Here is a 20404-nt window from a genome sequence, read left to right on the forward strand (position 1 = left end):
GTGTTCGCGTGGAGGGCATGGCCCGCGGGATCCGACGCCGCCGCGTCCAGCGACACGGTGGCCTTCACCCCGACCTCGTTCGCCGCGATCAGATTCCTCGACCGCTTGCCCTTCGTCAGGTCCTCGGAGACTGGTGCCTGCTGGACGAGCTGCCACTCCTGCGAGCCGTCCGCGACCGCGTTCTGCAAGGTCAGCGCCGCCCCGCGGGATGCACCGGTCAGGTACACGTTCGAGTTCTTCACCGCCTGGAACTTGTAGTAGCCATCAGCGGTCTTCATGACGTTCCAGCTGCCCTTGGCGCTGTTGTCCACCCACTGGCCGATCCTCTGGCCCACCGTCGCGTTCCCCGTCCAGATGCCTGCCGCGCGGCCTCCGGACTTGTTCAGCAGCGTCGTGCCGCCCTGCGGCCCGGTCACCATGTGCCAGAACTGGGTGTCCTTGTTCGCCGCCGAGCCGGCATCCTCGAGGACGACATCAGGAACATCGCCGTTGCCGATGTTCGCGTCGTTGGTCTTGCTCCCGGTGCCGATCACCTGGCCGGTCTTGCGGTTCACCAGCTGGTAGTAGGCGCCCTCCGAGTGGCCGAGGTCGACCTCGGCGTAGGCGAGCGTCGACGTGCCCTGGTGGTTGAGGATCACGATGCGTCCGGTGCCCTCGACGTACTGCAGGTTGCGGGTGTAGCCGGCCCGCGAGGTCGTCTGGTACTCCTTCCACACGCCGTCGCTGCGTCCGCTCTCGTTGACCCAGACGTTGCCGCTCCAAGCGGCGTTGTACACCAGGCGCCCGTCGGGAAGCTTGATGATGACCGGGCTGCCGCCGGGAGAGACGGGGCGGGAGCCGGCGGCGACCGGCAGTGAGGTGATGGGGCCGGCGGAGCCCTCGTAGAACTTCAGCGGGTCGTCGGCGATGACGTACCTGACGTTGACCCCGCCGCCCCAGTACTCGTAGGGGAGGAGCCACTTGCCGTCCGTCGTCCGGACGACGTTCGTCATGCCCGGCCGCCCGCCTCCGATCTCCGTCTTGCCGCCGCCCATGTCCTGCGTCAGTCCCGCGACGTCGACGACGGGCTCGCTCCACTTGGCGCTGCGGCCGTTCCAGGTCTTGTGGACGAGGATCTGGCCGTGTGAATCCGGGGCGGTGTCGTTGTCGGGGTCCAGTGTCGGGACGCCGGTGACCGGGTCGAAGCCGAGGTAGTCGTTCTCGTCCGAGTAGTAGCAGACGAGCTGGCCGTTGTGGACCATCAGGTACGGCTCCCAGAGGGGATCCACCTGCTTGTACGTGTTCGCGCTCGCGACGTTCCGGCCGATCGCGCCCGCGCTGCCGCCCTGCCATCCGCCTGTGGCGATGACGTTGTTGACGTTCCACGTCACGCCTTCGTCGGTGCTGGAGTACAGGGCGATCGCCATGTCACTGCGATCCCCGTCGTTCGACGGCGTCCAGTTCGGGTCGGCCGCCTTGTGCTCGAGGTAGTAGTAGTCGTCGCCCGTCACGACGCTCGCGAGGAGCAGTGTGCCCTTCTTCAGGTTCCCGACGTCCTGCGGAAGCACATAGAGATAGGGGGCTCCCCAGTTGCTCGTGTACTTCGCGTACTTGGGATCGCTGGAGAGGTACGCCGGAGCCTTGACCTCCGACAGCGGCTGCCACGACGTGCCGTAGTCGTCGCTCTTGTAGAGCGGCAGCGTCTCCCCGTCTGCGCTTCCCGTCTCCGGCACGACAGTGGCCTTCTCGAACGTTGCGACCAGACGTCCGCTCTGCAGTTGCGCCGATTTCACGTAGATCGCGCAGTTGCCCCGCCCTTTCAGGCACGGTTCGTCTCCGAGCTGGTATAGGATCCCGCCCGTCGGGTTGTACGCCTGCGCGCTGGCCATGGGCAGCGCCACCATCGCAGATGCCGCGATGAAGGTTCCCAGCGCCTTTCCCAGCCGTCTTCTCTGCATTGCCTCTCCTTTGAGGGATGACCAGGGGGATGTTCGGGGATGTTCGGTTCTTCGGCGACCGTCGCGGTGACGGCCTTTCGGATTGCAGTTCAGGCGAGGTCGTCGTCGGCCGGGCCGCCTGCGCGCCCGGTGACGAACACCCGCACGTCCCATGCGCCGAGCTCCAGTTCGGCACCTGGGGAAGCTCGTGCGTCACGTCACTGCTTGACGCTTCCGGTCGCCAGGCCGCTCTGCCAGTAGCGCTGGAGCAGGAGGAAGGCGATGACGAGCGGGACGATGGAGATCAGCGAGCCGGTGACGACGAGCGGGAGCATGTCGCTGCTGGCGCCGGCTCCGCCGTTCTGCGCCTGGGCGGCCCAGGAGGAGAGGCCGACCGTGATGGGGTACAGGTTCGGGTCGTTGAGCATGATCAGCGGCAGGAAGTAGTTGTTCCAGGTCGCCACGAGCGTGAAGAGCAGGACGGTCACCAGGCCGGGGGCCAGCAGCCTGAGGGCGATCCGAAAGAAGATCCTTGCCTCCCCTGCCCCGTCGATGCGGGCGGCCTCGAGGAGGCTGTCCGGGACGGCGTCGGCCGCGTAGACGCGCATGAGGTAGAGGCCGAAGGGGTTGACGAGGGAGGGCAGGATGATCGCCCAGGGGGTGTTGACCAGGCCGACCTTGGCGAAGAGCAGGTAGGTCGGGATCGCCAGGGCGGTGGCCGGGACCATGATGGCGCCGAGTACGAGGTTGAAGGCGGCCCGGTCGCCGCGGAAGCGGAACTTGGCGAAGCCGTACCCGGCGGCGGCTGCGAGCAGTGCGGCGCCGAGTGCGCTGACGACGGCGTACACGGCGGTGTTGAGCAGCCAGTGGACGAAGACGCCGTCGTCCTGGGTGAAGGTGGCCCTGATGTTCGCCAGCAGCTGCGGGGTGCGGGAGAACCACAGGCCGAAGCTGTTGAACAGGTCCTGTGTGCTCTTGGTCGAGGCGACCAGCAGCCAGAACAGCGGGAGGAGGAAGTAGGCCAGGGCGGCCAGCATGGCGATGGTGAGGGGGGTACTGCGGGTCCGGCGGCGTCTTGCGTGAGAGATGGGCCTGGGGTCCGGCACCGTCGATGCGACCGTGGGTGCGGGAGTCATGGTGGTCACGTGGCCCTCCTGCGGTTTGCGGTCAGCAGCACGGCGTAGGAGGCGATCACGATGACGAGGCCGAGGAGGAAGGACACCGTGGCGGCGTAGTTGACCTGGTTGCCGGTGAAGGCGAGGGAGTAGGCGTAGAGATTGGCGGTGTAGGAGCTGCTGATGACATCGGGAGCGATCTTCATCAGCAGGCTGGGCTCGTTGAACAGCTGGAAGCTGCCGATCACGGAGAACAGCAGGGTCAGCAGCAGAGCGGGCCGCAGCGCCGGGAGCTTGATCGACCAGGCCACGCGCCAGGCGCCGGCGCCGTCCATCGCGGCCGCCTCGTACAGGTCCTGGGGGACGGTCCGCAGGGCCGCGTACAGGATGATCATGTTGTAGCCGACGAACTCCCAGGTCACGATGTTCGCCAGGCTGCCCAGCATCCAACCGTCGCTGAGGAAGTGCGGGGCCGGCAGGTCGAGATTCCGGCTCAGCTGGGCGAACGGGCCGAAGTCGGGGCCGTAGAGGTAGCCCCACATGAGCGCGGCCACCACGCTCGGGACCGCGTACGGCACGAAGATGCCCAGACGGATCACGCGTGCCAGCCGGAGCAGGCCGCTGTCCAGCGCGAGGGCGAACAGCAGGGCCAGGAGCAGCATCAGCGGCACCTGGATCACGAAGAACAGTGCCACGCGTCCGACGCCGTGGAGAAGAAGCGGGTCCTTGAGGGCGGTGACGTAGTTGTCCAGGCCGACGAAGACCGTGCCGCCGATGAGCCGTTGCTGGAAGAGGCTGAGGTAGGCGGCATAGCCGAGCGGGGCGAGGAACAGCAGCAGGAAGAGGATCAGGAACGGGGCTACGAACAGCGGCCCTGCCGCGCCGGACCGACGACGTGGCATGTGCGCTCGGCGCGGCTTCCTGGCGTAAGCCGCGGTCGGTGGGGGCACCCCCTGTTCGAGCGCAACAGTCGAGAACTTCGGGGAGGCCATCTCAGGCCCCCTTGACGGTGAAGCCCTGGTTCTTGGCGTACGTCGTGAGCCGGGACTGCCACGTGCCGAGCGCGGCGACGGTGTCGGACTTGTCGGCGAGGGACTTGCCCACGGTCTCCGTCCAGTCGGTCGCCGCCTGGTCCAGGAACGGCGGCCACTGGAACGACGTCGAGACCGTGTCGCTGATGTCTGCGAAAAGCTGGTTGACCTTCTGACCGCCGTAGAAGGCAGGCGCGTCGCCGGTGAAACTCGCGTCGGCGAGCAGGGCCTTGGTCGCCGGGAAAGAGAACTGCTTGGTGACGAACATCTTGGCGCTCGCCGGGTCGCTGTTGAGGAACTGGGCGAACTGCGCCGCCGCGATCGGATTCTTCGTTGCCCTGATGACCGCGGTCGTGGAACCGCCCCAGTTACCCGAGACCGGCTTGGACGCATCCCACTGCGGCAGCGGCGCCGCCCGCCACTTGCCCGCGGTGGACTTGGCCGAACCGGACAGGAAGCCCGGGCCCCAGGCCGCGGTGAGCCACGTGGCGTACTTGCCCTTGTTGAACCCGGCATACCACCCGTCGGTGAAGTCCGGGTCGGTGCTGATCACGCCTTCCTTCGCGAGCCCGCCCCAGTACTCGCCGAGCTTTTTGGAGACGGCGTCGTCGACGCTGATGGAGAGAGTGCTCTCGCCCGAGGTCGCATACGGCTTGGCGCCCGCCTGCCAGAGCAGGCCGTGCCACGCGGCGGGTTCGTTCGCCGCGAGGTTGGTCAGGTAGACGTCGGGGTCCGCCTTGTGGAGCGTGCGTGCGGCGGCCGCGAACTCGTCCCAGGTCGTCGGCACTTGGATGCCGTGCTGGTCGAAGATGTCCTTGCGGTAGAGCATCCCCATGGGTCCGGTGTCCTGGGGGATCGCCCAGACCTCGCCGCCGGGTCCGCTGACCTGTCCCCATGTCCAGTCGACGAACTGGTCCTTCAGTTCCGAGGCGCCGTACGGGGCCAGGTTCAGCAGGCTGTTGGTGATCGTGTAAGTGGGGATGGCCTGGTACTCGATCTGTGCCACGTCCGGTGCACCGGTTCCGGCCTTGAGCGCGGTGCGCAACTTGGTGTAGTGGGCGACGCCCTGGCCGGCGTTGACGACCTTGACCTTGATCGCGGGGTACTTCTTCTCGAAGAGCGCGACCTCCTCCTGGATGTTCGGGACCCAGGTCCAGAACGTCAGTTGGGTCGGCGTCATCATCGCCTTGTCGATGTCGGCCTGGCTGACCGACTTGGTGGAGGCGGAGGAGCCGCCGGAGTCGCTGTCGCCGCTGCACGCGGCGAGCGCGGCGCCGAGAGACACCGCGCCGGTCGTGGCGAGGAACCGACGACGGCTCATGGAGGACGTGGGAAAGAAGGATCGGGGCATGGTGAACTCCGGCCGGTGGGCAGAGGGATGGAACGCCTGGCGAGGGCGCGTCAGAGGGTGGGAAGAGAGAGCTTTGAGGAAAGAGCCGTGAGGAGAGAGGTGTCAGGAGAGTGCGAGGCGCGGAGGTCGCTACCAGGGCATCGGGGTCGCCATGTTCGGGTATGCGTCGCGCGGGCTGCGGCCGGCACGCGCGTCACGTGCCGTACAGCGGAAGTCCACGGTCGTAGAGCTTTGTGAGTGGCGGTGAGCGCAGGCGGCTCACCCCCCGGCCACGAGCGGGTGCCGCTCGGGCCGATGAGCGCTGATCAGTCGGTGGTGGGCGGTCCGTCCCCGGCCGGCGGTGCGTGTGCCGAGCCGCGCGAGCGGGAAGCCGTGCGCCGCCCGCGTGCCGGGGCCTTCCGGGCCGGCGGGGGCGCGGTCGAACCGCGGACGACGAGTTCGACCGGCGGCTCGCTCGCCGGAGGCAGGTCGGTCTCCGGCTCCTCGATGGCGTGCATGAGCAGCCTGATTCCTTCCCGTGCCGCGGCGTCGAAGGGCTGACGCACGGTGGTCAGGGGAGGGGTGACGTGGGCGAAGACGGGGTTGCCGTCGAAACCTACAACGCTGATGTCCTCCGGCACGCGGCGGCCGGCTTCCCGCAGGGCGTGGATCAGGCCGATGGCCATGTCGTCGCCCGCCGCGAACACGGCGGTCACGGAGCTGTCCGCAGCCAACTCGAGGCCTGCCGCGTAGCCGGACGCGGGTGACCAGTCCCCCTCGATCACCGGCGGTTCGTGCGCACCCCGTGCCGCCAGCGCTGCCCGCCAGCCGGCGAGACGGTCCTTGGAGGCGTACCAGCGCCCGGGACCGGCGAGGTGATGAACCGTCGTGTGCCCCAGATCCAGCAGGTGATCGGTGGCCGCCCGCGCCAGTGCGTAGGCGCCTACCCCCACTGTCAGGGTTCGGGCAGAGGTGAACGCCGGCGGTGCACCCAGGAAGAGGACCGGCACGTCGACCTTGAGGGACACCTCTCCTTCCACAATGGGCTCGGAGACGACAATGCCGTCAACTCCCTGTTCACGGAGCGACATCACGGCGCCGGCGATGCCTTCCGGGTCGCCGTCCGCGGTGTTGACCACACGCAGTGCGTAGCCGGCGTCCCGTACGGCCTTCTCGATGCCCACGAGGAGCGAGGCGGTTCCGTACCCGGCCGTCCCCAGGGCGACGACACCGATGGAACGGTTCCGCCCCGAGGCCAGCGCCCGCGCCGCGTGGTTCAGCCGATAGCCCAGTTCCTCGGCGGCTTCGAGGACGCGTCGGCGGACCTCGTCGGAGACGTATGGCTCGTTGTTGAGGACCCGCGACACCGTCTTGCGCGAGACCCCGGCCACACGGGCCACGTCCGCGCTGCGCGGCGCAGACGAACCCACGCTTCGCCCCACCACTCGTGCCATGAAGTCTCCCGACGGACGTATGCCTGCATCAGGCGATGTCAGATGCATGACCGCGCGGTCACTGACCGCGCGGTCATATCTACGCAGCCGGAGGAGCACGCGTCAAGAGCACGCACAGCGCCACTCCTCTCCCGCTGGACCCTTCCGACGCTGCCGAACGCGTACTGAGGACCGTCACGGCCTGCCCCCGAAACAGCGCTCGGCCATGCGTCGACGCAGGCGAGGCCTGAGGGCCCGGCCTGGGCAGTGCCGGCCGAAACACCTGACCGCCCCGCCTGACGCGCCTTGACCGATTCGCCCGCAAGGGACCCAGTGGAAGCCGGGGCCGCGCCCCAGGGGCTCCACACGGTCGGCCCCCGCACCGACAAGTGACGTTTCGGAGGCGCGGATGCGCTGGTCAGAAGCAGTTTTGCGCCGCAGGCAGGGCGTCGCCCGACACCTGACTCCCGGCTTCTCCGGGACGACGCGAGGTTGAAAGAAACCGTGCGCACACCCTTGACGCACGATCTCGGACTGCATAGACATTGACCGCGCGGTCATACAGCGGACGTCGACAGGTTCCCGCGTTCGGCCAGAGGAGACGCCGTGACACGAGTGGCAGGACGGGGCGGGAGCCCCTCTGCGCCCCGCAGTGCCGATGTCGCCCAACTGGCCGGCGTCTCACGCAAAACCGTGTCGAGGGTCCTCAACAACGAGCCCTACGTCTCCGACGACGTACGGCGACGCGTCATCGAAGCCGCCGAGAAACTCGGCTACCGGCTGAACAACGCGGCCCGCGCACTGGCTTCCGGACGAACACGCTCCATCGGTGTGGTCGCTCTGGGGACGGCCGGGTACGGAACCGCCTCACTGCTCGTGGCCATTGAGAAAGCCGTGCGGGACTCCGGTTACGCACTCCGAGTGGTCAACACACTGGACGGCGAACCGGACGATATCGCCCGCGCCGTGGACTCCCTCCTGGAGCAGGGCGTGGACGGCATCATCGTCTCCGAGCCCGTCATCGAAGGAGAGGTGTCCGTCCGCGTCGACGTGCCGGTCCTCTTCCTCGGCGCACCACCGGCCTTCGGCGGCGCTCGAGCGGTGACCGCAGGGGTCGGCGCCGATCTGCTGGCGCGGGCCGCCACGGACCACCTGCTCGACCTGGGACACCAGACCGTCCACCACCTCGCCGGACCGCTGCGCTGGTATGCCGCCAGGGACCGTGTCGAGGGATGGCGAGCGGCACTGGCGGCACGCGGCAGGCACCAACCGCCGCTCGTCGAAGGCGACTGGTCGGCAGACTCCGGTTACCAAGCGGGCCGCAAACTGGCCGCCGACCCCGAGGTGACCGCGGTCTTCGTCTCGGGCGACGACATGGCGATCGGCCTGATCCACGCTCTGACAGAAGCCGGTCGACGCGTGCCCCACGACGTCAGCGTCATCGGCTTCGACGGCAACCCCGTCTTCGCCCACGTCACCCCACCCCTGACCACCGTGCGGCAGCCGTTCGACGCCGCAGCCAGAGAGGGACTCAGGCTTCTCGTCCACGCCATCGAAAAGCCCGACACCCACATGCCACCGGCGAGCGACCCACCGGTCGAACTCGTCGTCCGAGCCTCGACTGCACCCCCACCGTCCTCCCCCAGCTAGACGACGCACTTCATCGTCACGTTCTCACCCATCGCCACGGTCACACGTCTGATCGCAGCTACCCGATTGCGTCAGACCCCTCCACGCAGGCGATCAAGGACCACCCCCCGCAAGAGCAGGCCGGCACACCCAGAAGAGCCATGCCTCACGTCATGGGTTTGTCACCGGATCAGGGAGCGCTCGCCTCCCACATGGCCCCGAAAGGCTGGTTTACCTTGCCCAGATCCCGACGTAGCTTCATCGCCGCCTCTAGTGCGGCCGCCACCGCAGCCGTCCTCGGCGCAGCGCCTCCATCATCCGCGTCGACTTCCGTCGACGGCGTGTCAACGACGTCTTCGACCGCGGCTGACACCGATCTCATGCGGCTTCCCGACATGCCGCTGCACGACCCGTTCATCCTCGCCGACAAGGAGACCCAGACCTACTACCTCTACACGGCCAACGTCCGGTCGGTATCGGGCGTGTCCGGCCCCGGCACGATGGTCTACCGCAGCCAGAACCTGCGCGACTGGATGCGCCCCGTCATGGTCTTCCGGACCGCCGACCAGGAGGGACTCTGGGCGACCGACGGCGGATGGGCGCCGGAGGTGCACGAGTTCGGCGGCAAGTACTACCTGTTCGCCACCCTGCACAACCACAAAAAGCCGCTTCCAGTACCACCACCCAACCAGTGGGGCACGCCGTTCCCGATCGGGAACTACATGCGCGGCACGATCATCGCTGTTTCCGACTCGCTGATGGGCCCCTTCACCGTCATTGACCCGTCACGCCCCACCACGCCCGAGAACCTCATGGCTCTCGACGGGACGCTCTACGTCGACGAGTCCGGCAAGCCCCACATGGTGTACGCGCACGAGTGGCTGCAGACCATCGACGGAACCATGGAAGCGATCCAGCTGGCTCCGGACCTGTCGAAGGCCGTCGGTGATCCGACCTACCTGTTCAAGGCATCGGACGCGTTCTGGCTCAGTGAGCAGATCCCCAGCGGGGTACCGCATCAGCTCCCGCCCTACGTCACCGACGGCCCGCAGCTGTACCGCAGCCCTGACAGATCCCTGATCATGCTGTGGTCGACGTACGAAAAGAACTCGGCCAACCCGGACGGCACCGTCGGCGGCTACTACGTGCAGACCTATGCCGTCTCGAAGTCCGGCGACATCAAGGGGCCGTGGAGTCAGCGCCGGCCGCTGGTCCGGAACGACAGCGGTCACGGCATGCTGTTCCACACCTTCGACGGCCGGCTGATGATGGTGCTCCACCGCCCCTTCAACAACGCACGCGGGAAGCTGTACGAGATGCAGCTTCTCGGCCACGAGCTACGGGTACTCCGCCAGCGCACCGATCTCGATGGCGGCGGGTGACGCCCCCTGTGTTTACCGCTGGCTGACGGTGGACCCGAACACCTGACACCTCGTCGGCCTGCAGCGGTGATTCGCTGCCCGGGACAGGCTCGGAGGCCGGCCCGCGGCCCTCGCGGCACGCGGCAGGCAGCAGCCGCCCGTACGCGAGGCGACTTGGCCATCGGTCTGATCCACGCGCCGGCGGAGGTCTGCCTGCTCGTGCTGGACGGTGTCGTCCGTGTCGTCGGCTATGACGACAGTCCGTCTCCCCTGTGTGACTCATCGCCCGACCAAGGCGCGTCAGCCGTTCGACGCTGTGGCGCACGAGGGACTCCGTCTTCTGGCGCAGACCATCGAGAAACCGGACGGGGAGTGCGGTCGGCGAACGACCCGCCGGTCGCACTCCTCATCGGTGCCCCGACCGCCCCGACCGCGCCGCCCGCGCCCGGAGGCCCCCGGGCGCGGGCGGCGCGCGGACTCCCGCTGTGCAGCTTGGTCGTTACAGCATCCCCGCCCGTGCCCGGTCGCAGGGGTAGAGCACTTCGGGACCGGCCCCGTCGGCCTTCTCGGCCTCGCCTCGGGAGTGGTGGCGGTCGGGCTGCCGCCCCTCCTACTCGCCAAGGCCCGCTGGAACGCGGTCCACCACCGCATCCGACTCGCTCACCCGCAGCCGGTCCCGGATCGCCACCCCGGCGGGACCGGGCACCACGAACGACGCCGCCAACTCCCGCAACCCGCCCACCCATTCACCCCCGGCCTGTCCCAAAAGATCCCGCCACAGCAATCAACGAGCACCACCCGTAAAGGTCACCCATTCGACCCAAGAACCCCCGTTCCCCTCCCGAAGGACGGAGACCGAGAACGCAAACCATGGCAAGGAAGACTGTCCCTGCACACAGCAGGCCACCACGTCCGGCCCCGGCACTCACTCACGATCACCAGAAGTCACTCCCGCTCAGTACACCGGCAGCAGTTCCCAACCCCTGACGCACTCGACAGGGCCGAGCGACTCGTACCGGCGCTCGTACACCGGCCGCGGGGGCGGCTCCTACCGCGCCCCGTACACCGGCTGCGGCGGCTCCGAATCGGCGAGCAGCTTCAGGGCTGTCTCGCCCGCCTCCGCCGGGGTCCAGCGGGCGCCCTTGTCCACGCTGGGGCCCGGCCGCCAGCCCTCCATGACGGTGATCCGCCCGCCCTCGGCCTCGAAGACCCGACCCGTCACCCCGGCGGAGGCGGCGGAGCCCAGCCACACGACGAGGGGGGAGACGTTCTCCGGAGCCATGGCGTCGAAGGCACCGACCTCGGGGGCGGACATGGTGTCGGCGAAGGTCTGCTCGGTCATCCGGGTGCGGGCGGCGGGGGCGATGGCATTGACCTGGACGCCGTAGCGGCCCATCTCGGCGGCGGCGACGAGGGTCAGGCCGACGATCCCGGCCTTGGCGGCGGAGTAGTTGCCCTGGCCGACGCTGCCGAGCAGGCCGGCCCCGGAACTCGTGTTGATCACCCGGGCCTCTGGCGTACGGCCGTCCTTCGCCTCGGCGCGCCAGTGCGCGGCCGCGTGCTTGAGCGGCAGGAAGTGGCCCTTGAGGTGGACGCGCATGACGGCGTCCCAGTCGTCCTCGTCGAGGTTGACGAGCATGCGGTCGCGCAGGAATCCGGCGTTGTTGACGAGGGTGTCGAGACGGCCGAAGGTGTCCAGCGCGGTGGCGATGAGGGAGGCCGCCCCGTCGGCGGTGGCGACGTCGCCGCCGTGGGCGACCGCCTCGCCGCCGAGGGCCCGGATCTCGTCGACGACCTGCTGGGCGGGCCCGGTGGCCCCTCCGGTGCCGTCGAGTCCGACGCCCAGGTCGTTGACGACGACCTGGGCGCCCTCGGCGGCGAAGGCGAGCGCGTGCGCGCGGCCGAGCCCGCGCCCCGCCCCGGTGACGACGACGACGCGTCCGGCGCAGATTCCGGTGGTCATGGCTGTGTGTCCTTCCTTTGACGTGCGGGTCTCACGTGCGGGTCTCACGTGCGGATCTGAACTGGTCGTTCGACCACCACCGCCTGAGGCGGCCACGCGGTCATTTGTTGACGGTGGCGGCGTCGAGGAAGGCCGGGCGCTCCCCGCCGCCGTGGACGTGGAGGCTGGCGCCGCTGATGTACGAGGCGCGGTCGGAGGCGAGGAAGACGCAGGCGTCGCCGATCTCGGCGGGGTCGGCGAGCCGGCCGAGCGGCACGGTGCGGCCGATGGCGGCGATGCCGTCCTCGTCCCCGTAGTGCAGATGGGACAGTTCGGTGCGGACCATGCCGAGGACGAGTGTGTTGACCCGCACGGTCGGCGCCCATTCCACGGCCATGGAGCGGGCGAGGTGCTCGAGGCCCGCCTTGGCGGCTCCGTACGCCGCGCTGCCCGGTGACGGACGGGTCCCGCTGACGCTGCCGATCATCACGATCGACCCGCCCCCGCTCTGATGGCGCATCACCTCATACGCGGCGAGGGACGCGGTCAGCGGCGCGAGGAGGTTCAGCTCGACGACCCGGGCATGCCGCTGCGCTCCGCCGTCGCCCAGCATCCGGAAAGGCGTCCCTCCGGCGTTGTTGACCAGGGTGTCCAGCCGCCCGTACTCGCTCCGCACCCGTGCGAAGAGCCCGCCGACCGCTTCCGGGTCGCGCAGGTCGACGGGGAGGAAGCGGGCCGTGCGCCCCGCCGCCTCGACGGGCTTGTCCGGGGGTCGTCGGGCGCAGGCCACGACCTGCGCCCCGGCTTCGAGCAGGGCCCTGGTGATGCCCGCGCCGACACCCCGGGTTCCCCCGGTGACGACGGCGACGGAGCCGGACAGATCCATGATCGCTGACACTTCGCACCTCCCGCAGCGCGCGGTCCGCTGCTACCTTGCGACCTAACAAATGTTTGGTGGAAAGGTAGCTGATGCGCTCATGGGTGTCTCCACCTCCGTCCCGGAAGAGGGCAGCGTTGCCGTCGTCACCGTGGACTTCCCGCCCGTCAACGCCCTCCCCGTACAGGGCTGGTACGACCTGGCGACCGCTGTACGCACAGCCGGCGCCGACCCGAAGGTGCGCTGCGTGGTGCTCACCGCCACGGGCCGCGGCTTCAACGCCGGCGTCGACATCAAGGAGATGCAGCGCACGGACGGCCACAGCGCCCTCATCGGCGCCAACCGCGGCTGCTACGAGGCGTTCGCCGCCGTCTACGACTGCGAGGTGCCGGTGGTCGCCGCCGTGCACGGCTTCTGCCTCGGCGGTGGCATCGGCCTGGTCGGCAACGCCGACGCGATCGTCGCCAGCGACGACGCGACCTTCGGCCTGCCGGAACTGGACCGGGGCGCGCTCGGCGCGGCCACCCATCTGGCCCGGCTGGTCCCCCAGCACCTGATGCGAACCCTGTACTACACCTCACGCACCGTCACCGCCCAGGAGCTGCACCGGCACGGCTCGGTCTGGCGGGTCGTTCCTCGCGCTCAACTGCTCGACGCAGCCTTGGAGTTGGCCCGCGAGATCGCCGCCAAGGACGGCTCCCTCATCCGCCTCGCCAAGGCCGCGATCAACGGGATCGACCCGGTGGACGTCCGCCGCAGCTACCGCTTCGAGCAGGGCTTCACCTTCGAGGCCAACCTCAGCGGGGTCGCCGACAGACACCGCGACGCGTTCGTGTCGTCCGCATCGACGTCTTCCGCATCGACATCGCCCATATCCTCGAAGGAGGACCGGAGTTGAGCAACAAGACGATGACCGCCGAGGAGGTGGCCGGGCTCCTCGAGAGCGGCATGACGATCGGCATCGGCGGCTGGGGCTCACGGCGCAAGCCGATGGCACTGGTGAGGGCGCTGCTGCGCTCGGACGTCACCGACCTGACCGTCGTCAGCTACGGCGGCCCCGACATCGGGCTGCTCGCCGCAGCCGGGAAGATCCGCAGGCTCGTCGCGGCGTTCGCCACCCTCGACTCCATCCCCCTCGAGCCGCACTTCCAAGCCGCCCGGCAGCGCGGCGCGTTCGAGATGATGGAGCTGGACGAGGCCATGTTCATGTGGGGCCTGACCGCCGCCGCCCACCGGCTGCCCTTCATGCCGATCCGGGCCGGTCTCGCCTCGGACGTGATGATCATCAACCCGTCCCTGCGCACGATCACGTCCCCGTACGAGGACGGCGAGGAGCTCGTCGCGGTCCCCGCCCTGCGGCTGGACGCCGCACTGGTCCATCTCAACCGGGCGGACGTGCACGGCAACGCCCAGTACCTGGGCCCGGACCCGTACTTCGACGACCTGTTCTGCGAGGCCGCCGACGCCGCGTACGTGTCCTGCGAGCGGATCGTGGACACCACGGACCTGCTGAAGGACTCCGGACCGCAGTCGCTGCTGGTCAAGCGCGCGTTCGTGAACGGCATCGTGGAGAGTCCGAACGGCGCGCACTTCACCTCCTGCGTCCCGGACCACGACCGCGACGAGGCCTTCCAGCGCGCCTACGCCCAGGCGGCCCGCGATCCCGAGGCCTGGCGGGCCTTCAGCGAGCGGTTCCTGTCCGGGGACGAGGACGCGTACCAGGCCGCGGTGGCGGCGTTCCACAAGGAGAAAGCAGAGGAGGAGGCAGCAGCATGAGCGATGTCGCTACGACCACGGCGACGCGGGCCGAGTACTGCGTGGTGGCGTGCGCCGAGGCCTGGCGGGACGCGGGCGAGGTACTGGCCAGCCCCATGGGCACCGTCCCCACGATCGGGGCCCGGCTGGCGAAGCTCACCTTCTCCCCCGACCTGCTGCTGACCGACGGCGAGGCGCTGCTGGTCGGCGACGTCCCGGCGGTCGGCACGAAGGCGGAGGTGGTGGAGGGCTGGCTGCCCTACCGCCAGCACCTGGCGATGGTGGCCACAGGGCGGCGGCACGTGATGATGGGCGCCAGCCAGCTCGACCGCCACGGCAACCAGAACATCTCCTGCATCGGCGACTGGGCCCGGCCCGAACGGCAGCTTCTGGGGGTGCGCGGTGCGCCCGTCAACACGCTGAACAATCCCACGAGTTATTGGGTGCCGCGGCACTCGACGCGAGTGTTCGTCGAGAGGGTCGACATGGTGTCGGGTGTGGGGTACGACCGGGCCGCCGCAGCCGGGCCCTCCGCGAGCCGCTACCACCGCATCCCGAACGTCATCAGCGACCTCGGCGTCTTCGACTTCGAGACTCCGGACCGGACGATGCGACTGCGCTCGCTCCATCCCGGTGTCACGGTCGAGCAGGTCGTCGAGGCCACCGGCTTCGCGCTCACCATCCCCGACGACGTGCCGGGCACCCGCGAGCCAACCCCCGAGGAACTGCGGCTGATCCGCGAGGTGATCGACCCGAACGGGCTGCGCGACCGCGAGGTGCCGACGGCATGAGCGACGTCACGATCGCCACCCCGCTCACCGAACTGGTCGGCGTACGCCACCCGATCGTCCAGACGGGCATGGGGTGGGTGGCGGGCCCCCGTCTGGTCTCGGCCGCCGCCAACGCCGGGGCGCTGGGGATCCTCGCCTCCGCCACCATGACCGTCGGGCAGCTCCACTCCGCCGTGCGCGAGGTGAAGTCCCGTACGGACGCGCCCTTCGGGGTCAATCTCCGGGCGGACGCGGTGGACGCGGCCGAGCGCGTACGGATCATCATCGACGAAGGGGTGAAGGTCGCCTCGTTCGCGCTCGCGCCCTCCCGGGAACTGATCGTCCGGCTCAAGGACGCGGGTGTCGTCGTCATCCCGTCCATCGGCGCCAGGCGGCACGCCGAGAAGGTCGCCGCGTGGGGCGCCGACGCCGTGGTGGTGCAGGGCGGCGAGGGTGGCGGGCATACCGGGAACGTGGCCACCACCGTGCTGCTCCCCCAGGTCGTGGACGCCGTGGACATCCCCGTCGTCGCGGCGGGCGGCTTCCACGACGGCCGCGGCCTGGTCGCCGCGCTGGCCTACGGTGCCGCGGGGATCGCGATGGGCACCCGTTTCCTGCTCACCTCCGACAGCACCGTCCCCGACGCGGTCAAGGCCAGGTACCTGGGCGCGGCGGTGGGGGACGTCACCGTCACCACCAAGGTGGACGGCCTGCCGCACCGGATGCTGCGCACCGAGCTGGTCGACGCGCTGGAGCGCTCGGGCGGGGCCGCCGCGCTGCTGCGGGCGATCCGCCATGCCGCGGCCTTCAGGCGCGAGACCGGCATGAGCTGGGCCCGGATGGTCCGCGACGGGTTGGCGATGAAGCACGGCAAGGAACTGACCTGGAGTCAGGTCCTGCTGGCCGCCAACACCCCGATGCTGCTCAAGGCCTCGATGGTCGAGGGCCGCACAGACCTCGGTGTGATGGCCTCCGGCCAGGTCGCGGGCCTGATCGACGATCTGCCGTCCTGCGCGGAACTCGTCGACCGGATCATGGCCGAGGCGCGGGCCACGCTGGGGGCTCTGCCCCCCGCGGGCGGCTGAGGGGCGCGTTCCGCCGGGGCGTACCGCTCCCCCGGCGGAACGCCCCCGCCTCTCGCCGTACGGCGGCGTGCCCGGCAGCGCGTACAGCCCGAGCCCGCCCTGCGGACGGCTGGCAGGCCGGCCGCGGGACGGGCTGGTGCGGGGCGCTGAGGACGACGTCGCCCCGAAGGACGGCTCGGCCGCTGGAGTGCCGCCCCACCCGGCCGAGCAGCCGCCCGCCACGTCCGTCGTACGTCAGAGCCGCTCGATGATGGTGACGTTGGCCTGGCCGCCGCCCTCGCACATCGTCTGCAGGCCGTACCGCCCGCCCGTGCGCTCCAGTTCGTGCAGCAGCGTGGTCATGAGCTTGGTGCCGGTGGCGCCCAGCGGGTGGCCCAGGGCGATGGCGCCCCCGTTGACGTTGACCTTCTCCGGGTCGGCGCCGGTCTCCTTGACCCACGCCAGTACCACGGAAGCGAAGGCCTCGTTGATCTCGACCAGGTCGATCTCGTCGAGCGTCATCCCGGCCTTCTTCAGTGCGTACGCCGTGGCCGGGATCGGCGCGGACAGCATCCGGATCGGATCCTCGCCGCGCACCGAGAGGTGGTGGATCCGGGCGCGCGGAGTCAGCCCGTGCTCCCGTACGGCGCGTTCGCTCGCGAGCAGCATGGCGGAGGCGCCGTCGGAGACCTGTGAGGAGAGGGCGGCGGTCAGCCGGCCGCCCTCCCTCAGCGGCTGCAAGCCCGCCATCTTCTCCAGGGTGGTGTCGCGGCGCGGGCCCTCGTCAGTCGTCACGTCCCCGTATGCGACGAGCTCGCGGTCGAAGCGGCCCTCGTCGATGGCGCGGATCGCCCGCTGGTGCGAGCGCAGCGCGAACTCCTCCATGTCCCGGCGGGATATGTCCCACTTCTCAGCGATGAGCTCGGCGCCGTGGAACTGGTTGACCGGCCGGTCGCCATAGCGGGCCCGCCATCCCTCGGAGCCGGCGTACGGGCCCTCGGTCAGCCCGAGCGGCTCGGCGGCCTGGCGGCTGGCGAAGGCGATCGGCACCTGGGACATGTTCTGCACGCCGCCCGCGACCACCAGGTCCTGGGTTCCGGACAGCACGCCCTGCGCGGCGAAGTGCACGGCCTGCTGCGAGGAGCCGCACTGCCGGTCCACGGTCACGCCGGGCACCTCCTCCGGAAGCCCGGCGGCCAGCCAGCAGGTGCGGGCGATGTCGCCGGCCTGCGGTCCGACGGTGTCCAGGCAGCCGAAGACGACGTCCTCGACGGCCGCCGGGTCGGTGCCCGAGCGCTCCATCAGCGCCTTGAGCACATGGGCGCCGAGATCGGCCGGGTGCACGGCGGACAGGCCGCCGTTCCGCCTGCCGACCGGGGTGCGTACCGCTTCGACGATGTATGCCTCGGCCATGGCCACTCCTTCTTCGATGTCCTTCGATGTCCTTCGATGGACGCACTCGCGCGGTCGTACGCGGAGGGCGATCGCTGTCATTCGCGGAGGGCGATGCCCTCCAGCACCATCGACAGGTACTGGCGGGCGATCTCCTCCGGGCTGTGCTGTCCGCCCGGCCGGTACCAGGACGCGGCGACCCACACGGTGTCGCGCACGAAGCGGTACGTGAGGCGGATGTCGAGGTCGGCGCGGAACACCTCGGCGGCCACTCCGCGCTCGAGCGTCCCCAGCCACGCCTTCTCGAACTTCACCTGCGAGTCGGCGAGATAGCCGAAGCGCGGCTGGGTCTGGAGGTGCTTGGACTCCTTCTGGTAGATGGCGACCGCGGCGCGATGCCGGTCGATCTCCCGGAAGGACTCGGTGACGAGGGCCTCGATGGTCTCCCTGGGATCGAGCCGGGCTGCGAGCACGGCGTCGTACCGGGCCCAGAGCTCGTCCAGGAAGGTGGAGAGGATCTCGTCGAGCATCGACTCCTTGGAGTCGAAGTGGTAGTAGAGGCTGCCCGCGAGCATCCCCGCCGCGTCCGCGATCTTACGGACGGTGGTGGCGTTGTACCCCTGTGCGGCGAACACCTCGGCCGCCGTGGCCAGGAGTTCCTCGCGCCGCTCGGGCGACGGGCTCATCGGGGCCTTCTTGCTGCCAGCTTTCGGCACCTGCTTACTGCTGCTGGTTTTCGGCACACGGTCATTCTCGTCTCACGCGTGCTGGCTGCTGACGGAGAGCACCTCGCCCGTCATGTACGAGGAGTAACCGCTGGCCAGGAAGACGATGACGTTGGCGACCTCCCACGGCTCGGCGTAGCGGCCGAACGCCTCGCGGGATGTCAGCTCCTGAAGCAGCTCGGGCGTGGTGACCTTCACCAGGTGCGGGTGCATGGCCAGGCTCGGCGAGACGGCGTTGACCCGTACACCATACTCGGCGGCCTCCAGCGCGGCACACCGGGTGAGGGCCATGACTCCGGCCTTGGCGGCGGCGTAGTGCGACTGGCCCTTCTGCGCGCGCCAGCCGATCACCGAGGCGTTGTTCACGATGACGCCCCCGCTGCCCGCGGCCTTCATGCGGCGCAGCGCGGCGCGGGTGCAGCGGAAGGTGCCGTTCAGGGTGACGTCGAGGACCTTGTCCCACTGCTCGTCGGCCATGTCGACGAGGTCGGCCGTGCCGCCGAGACCGGCGTTGTTGACGACGATGTCGAGGCGTCCGTGCCGTTGCGCGGCCAGGTCGAACAGCGCGCCGACCTGCGTCTCGTCGGTCACGTCGCAGGGCAGCGACGCGACCCGGCCCGCGCCGAACTCCGCGGCGAGCTCCGCCTCGGACTCCTTGAGCCTGCGGGCGTGGGCGTCGGAGATGACGATGCTCGCGCCCTCCTCAAGCAGCCGCTTCGCGGTCGCACCGCCGATGCCGGCTCCCGCGGCGGCGGTGATCACGGCGGTGCGGCCGGCAAGCAGGGCGTGGCCGGGCACGTACGGCGGTGGTGCGGCCGGTGCGCTCACGGGCGGACCTCCTTCGGCAGGCCGAGCACCCGCTCGGCGATGATGTTGCGCTGGATCTCGTTCGATCCGGCGTAGATGGTGTCGGAGCGGGAGAAGAGGAACAGCCGTTGCCAGTCGTCGAGTTCGTACGGCTCGCCGGCAGCGAGCATCCCTGCGGCACCGCACACGTCCATGGCTAGCTCGCCCAGCTCGCGGTGCCAGGTCGCCCAGAAGATCTTGCCGATGGACGCCTCGGGGCCTGGTGCCCCGGCGGCGACGCCTTCGAGCATCCGCAGCGCGTTACAGCGGATGATCTCCAGACCGATCCAGGCCTGGGCCATCCGGTCACGGATCAGCGGGTCGGCGGCCGCGCCGTTGCGCTTGGCCAGCTCGATGACCGCTTCCAGTTCGCGGCGGAAGCCGACCTGCTGACCGAGCGTGGACACACCCCGTTCGAAGCCGAGCGTGGCCATGGCGACCTTCCAGCCCTCGCCCGGCGCTCCGACGATGTTCGACGCGTGGGTGCGGGCGCCGTCGAAGAAGACCTCATTGAATTCGGAGGTGCCGGTCAACTGGGTGATCGGCCGGATCTCCACACCGGGTTGGTCCAGCGGCACCAGCAGATAGGACAGCCCCTGGTGGCGGGTGGACCCGGGGGCGGTGCGGGCGACGACGAAGCACCAGTCGGATTCGTGCGCGAGTGAGGTCCAGATCTTCTGCCCGGTGACCACCCACTCCTCGCCCTCGAGCTCGGCCCGGGTCCGTACGTTCGCCAGGTCCGATCCGGCGTCCGGCTCGCTGTAGCCCTGACACCACAGCTCCTCCACGGCGACGATCGACGGGAGGAAGCACTCGCGCTGCTCCGGGGTGCCGAAGGCGATGAGGGTGGGCCCGAGCAGCTGTTCGCCGATGTGGTTGACGCGCGCGGGGGCGTCCGCGAGGGCGTACTCCTCGTGGAAGGCGACCTGCTGCTCGAGGGAGGCGCCGCGGCCGCCGTACTCCTTCGGCCAGCCGATGCACGTCCAGCCGGCGGCGGCCATGTGCCGCTCCCAAGTGAGCCGTTCGGGATACGCCTCGTGCTCCCGGCCCGGTCCGCCGCGCCCGCGGAGGGCGGCGAACTCGCCGGTGAGGTTGGCCCGCAGCCAGGCGCGGACCTCGGTGCGGAACTCCTCGACGCTGCTGCTCATTGGGCGACTCCGGACGACTCTCGTTGGAGGGACTCGCTGCGGGACGGCGCGACTTCTCGACGGCCGCGGC

Annotated in this window: 16 protein-coding genes and 1 pseudogene; 6 read left to right on the top strand and 11 right to left on the bottom strand. The window is 69.7% G+C overall.

From position 1 onward, the window contains the following. Positions 1-140 precede the first annotated feature (140 nt). The 5 genes and pseudogenes from H1D24_RS06750 to H1D24_RS06770 all read right to left on the bottom strand — a co-directional run. Positions 141-1937: pseudogene (locus H1D24_RS06750) on the bottom strand (RICIN domain-containing protein); the annotation flags it as partial. Positions 1938-2134: 197 nt separating this feature from the next. After that, positions 2135-3061: a carbohydrate ABC transporter permease gene (locus H1D24_RS06755; RefSeq protein WP_181656473.1), complete on the bottom strand. Its 927-nt coding sequence runs from the start codon at positions 3059-3061 to the stop codon at positions 2135-2137. Then, positions 3058-3933 carry a carbohydrate ABC transporter permease gene (locus H1D24_RS06760; RefSeq protein WP_181656474.1) on the bottom strand — a complete coding sequence of 292 codons (876 nt, stop codon included), beginning with the start codon at positions 3931-3933 and terminating at the stop codon, positions 3058-3060. Before H1D24_RS06760 ends, H1D24_RS06755 begins: the two co-directional genes overlap by 4 nt. Positions 3934-4024: 91 nt before the next feature. Beyond that, complete coding sequence (locus tag H1D24_RS06765; protein WP_374064173.1) at positions 4025-5383, bottom strand: ABC transporter substrate-binding protein; 1359 nt, start codon at positions 5381-5383, stop codon at positions 4025-4027. A gap of 335 nt (positions 5384-5718) precedes the next feature. After that, entirely contained in the window at positions 5719-6846 is a 1128-nt protein-coding gene (locus tag H1D24_RS06770; protein WP_181656476.1) for a LacI family DNA-binding transcriptional regulator, read from the bottom strand. 585 nt (positions 6847-7431) lie between these two features. Here H1D24_RS06770 and H1D24_RS06775 point away from each other — a divergent pair. Together H1D24_RS06775 and H1D24_RS06780 are read left to right on the top strand one after the other, a co-directional pair. After that, complete coding sequence (locus tag H1D24_RS06775; protein WP_181656477.1) at positions 7432-8475, top strand: LacI family DNA-binding transcriptional regulator; 1044 nt, start codon at positions 7432-7434, stop codon at positions 8473-8475. A gap of 359 nt (positions 8476-8834) precedes the next feature. After that, complete coding sequence (locus H1D24_RS06780; RefSeq protein WP_181656739.1) at positions 8835-9836, top strand: glycoside hydrolase family 43 protein; 1002 nt, start codon at positions 8835-8837, stop codon at positions 9834-9836. Positions 9837-10863: 1027 nt separating this feature from the next. On the opposite strand, the gene H1D24_RS06785 is transcribed toward H1D24_RS06780, so the two are convergent. Next, complete coding sequence (locus H1D24_RS06785; RefSeq protein ID WP_181656478.1) at positions 10864-11778, bottom strand: SDR family oxidoreductase; 915 nt, start codon at positions 11776-11778, stop codon at positions 10864-10866. A gap of 100 nt (positions 11779-11878) precedes the next feature. Further along, positions 11879-12643 carry an SDR family oxidoreductase gene (locus H1D24_RS06790; protein ID WP_220136496.1) on the bottom strand — a complete coding sequence of 255 codons (765 nt, stop codon included), beginning with the start codon at positions 12641-12643 and terminating at the stop codon, positions 11879-11881. 91 nt (positions 12644-12734) lie between these two features. On the opposite strand from H1D24_RS06790, the gene H1D24_RS06795 reads away from it, so the two are divergent. From H1D24_RS06795 to H1D24_RS06810, 4 genes are read left to right on the top strand one after another with little or no spacing between them, the layout of a single operon-like run. After that, positions 12735-13532 (top strand): enoyl-CoA hydratase family protein, encoded by a 798-nt coding sequence (locus tag H1D24_RS06795; protein WP_181656480.1) that lies wholly within the window; start codon positions 12735-12737, stop codon positions 13530-13532. Continuing rightward, on the top strand, positions 13529-14410 hold the full coding sequence (locus H1D24_RS06800) for a CoA transferase subunit A (RefSeq protein WP_258563891.1): 882 nt from the start codon (positions 13529-13531) through the stop codon (positions 14408-14410). Before H1D24_RS06795 ends, H1D24_RS06800 begins: the two co-directional genes overlap by 4 nt. Beyond that, positions 14407-15180: a CoA-transferase subunit beta gene (locus H1D24_RS06805; RefSeq protein WP_181656481.1), complete on the top strand. Its 774-nt coding sequence runs from the start codon at positions 14407-14409 to the stop codon at positions 15178-15180. The genes H1D24_RS06800 and H1D24_RS06805 overlap by 4 nt, the downstream gene beginning before the upstream one ends. Further along, on the top strand, positions 15177-16244 hold the full coding sequence (locus H1D24_RS06810) for an NAD(P)H-dependent flavin oxidoreductase (RefSeq protein ID WP_181656482.1): 1068 nt from the start codon (positions 15177-15179) through the stop codon (positions 16242-16244). Before H1D24_RS06805 ends, H1D24_RS06810 begins: the two co-directional genes overlap by 4 nt. Before the next feature lie 234 nt (positions 16245-16478). Here H1D24_RS06810 and H1D24_RS06815 read toward each other — a convergent pair whose 3' ends face one another. From H1D24_RS06815 to H1D24_RS06830, 4 genes are all read right to left on the bottom strand, one after another. Next, complete coding sequence (locus H1D24_RS06815; protein ID WP_181656483.1) at positions 16479-17636, bottom strand: acetyl-CoA C-acetyltransferase; 1158 nt, start codon at positions 17634-17636, stop codon at positions 16479-16481. Positions 17637-17713: 77 nt separating this feature from the next. Further along, positions 17714-18301, bottom strand: a complete 588-nt coding sequence (locus tag H1D24_RS06820; RefSeq protein WP_181656484.1) for a TetR/AcrR family transcriptional regulator — start codon at positions 18299-18301, stop codon at positions 17714-17716. Between the two features lie 72 nt (positions 18302-18373). Beyond that, positions 18374-19168, bottom strand: a complete 795-nt coding sequence (locus H1D24_RS06825; RefSeq protein WP_181656485.1) for an SDR family oxidoreductase — start codon at positions 19166-19168, stop codon at positions 18374-18376. Continuing rightward, positions 19165-20334, bottom strand: coding sequence for an acyl-CoA dehydrogenase family protein (locus H1D24_RS06830; RefSeq protein ID WP_181656486.1), 1170 nt, complete (start codon positions 20332-20334; stop codon positions 19165-19167). The genes H1D24_RS06825 and H1D24_RS06830 overlap by 4 nt, the downstream gene beginning before the upstream one ends. Between the last annotated feature and the right edge of the window lie 70 nt (positions 20335-20404).

Origin of the sequence: Streptomyces himalayensis subsp. himalayensis (assembly GCF_013778455.1) — a bacterium.
GTDB classification, from domain to species: domain Bacteria; phylum Actinomycetota; class Actinomycetes; order Streptomycetales; family Streptomycetaceae; genus Streptomyces; species Streptomyces himalayensis.

What these genes read in the sequence shown, in the direction of transcription:
- H1D24_RS06760 (WP_181656474.1), bottom strand. Translation starts at nt 3,933, where the DNA reads ATGCCACGTCGTCGGTCCGGCGCGGCAGGGCCGCTGTTCGTAGCCCCG.
- H1D24_RS06765 (WP_374064173.1), bottom strand. Translation starts at nt 5,383, where the DNA reads ATGAGCCGTCGTCGGTTCCTCGCCACGACCGGCGCGGTGTCTCTCGGC.
- H1D24_RS06770 (WP_181656476.1), bottom strand. Translation starts at nt 6,846, where the DNA reads ATGGCACGAGTGGTGGGGCGAAGCGTGGGTTCGTCTGCGCCGCGCAGC.
- H1D24_RS06780 (WP_181656739.1), top strand. Translation starts at nt 8,835, where the DNA reads ATGCGGCTTCCCGACATGCCGCTGCACGACCCGTTCATCCTCGCCGAC.
- H1D24_RS06785 (WP_181656478.1), bottom strand. Translation starts at nt 11,778, where the DNA reads ATGACCACCGGAATCTGCGCCGGACGCGTCGTCGTCGTCACCGGGGCG.
- H1D24_RS06790 (WP_220136496.1), bottom strand. Translation starts at nt 12,643, where the DNA reads ATGGATCTGTCCGGCTCCGTCGCCGTCGTCACCGGGGGAACCCGGGGT.
- H1D24_RS06795 (WP_181656480.1), top strand. Translation starts at nt 12,735, where the DNA reads ATGGGTGTCTCCACCTCCGTCCCGGAAGAGGGCAGCGTTGCCGTCGTC.
- H1D24_RS06805 (WP_181656481.1), top strand. Translation starts at nt 14,407, where the DNA reads ATGAGCGATGTCGCTACGACCACGGCGACGCGGGCCGAGTACTGCGTG.
- H1D24_RS06810 (WP_181656482.1), top strand. Translation starts at nt 15,177, where the DNA reads ATGAGCGACGTCACGATCGCCACCCCGCTCACCGAACTGGTCGGCGTA.
- H1D24_RS06815 (WP_181656483.1), bottom strand. Translation starts at nt 17,636, where the DNA reads ATGGCCGAGGCATACATCGTCGAAGCGGTACGCACCCCGGTCGGCAGG.
- H1D24_RS06820 (WP_181656484.1), bottom strand. Translation starts at nt 18,301, where the DNA reads ATGAGCCCGTCGCCCGAGCGGCGCGAGGAACTCCTGGCCACGGCGGCC.
- H1D24_RS06830 (WP_181656486.1), bottom strand. Translation starts at nt 20,334, where the DNA reads ATGAGCAGCAGCGTCGAGGAGTTCCGCACCGAGGTCCGCGCCTGGCTG.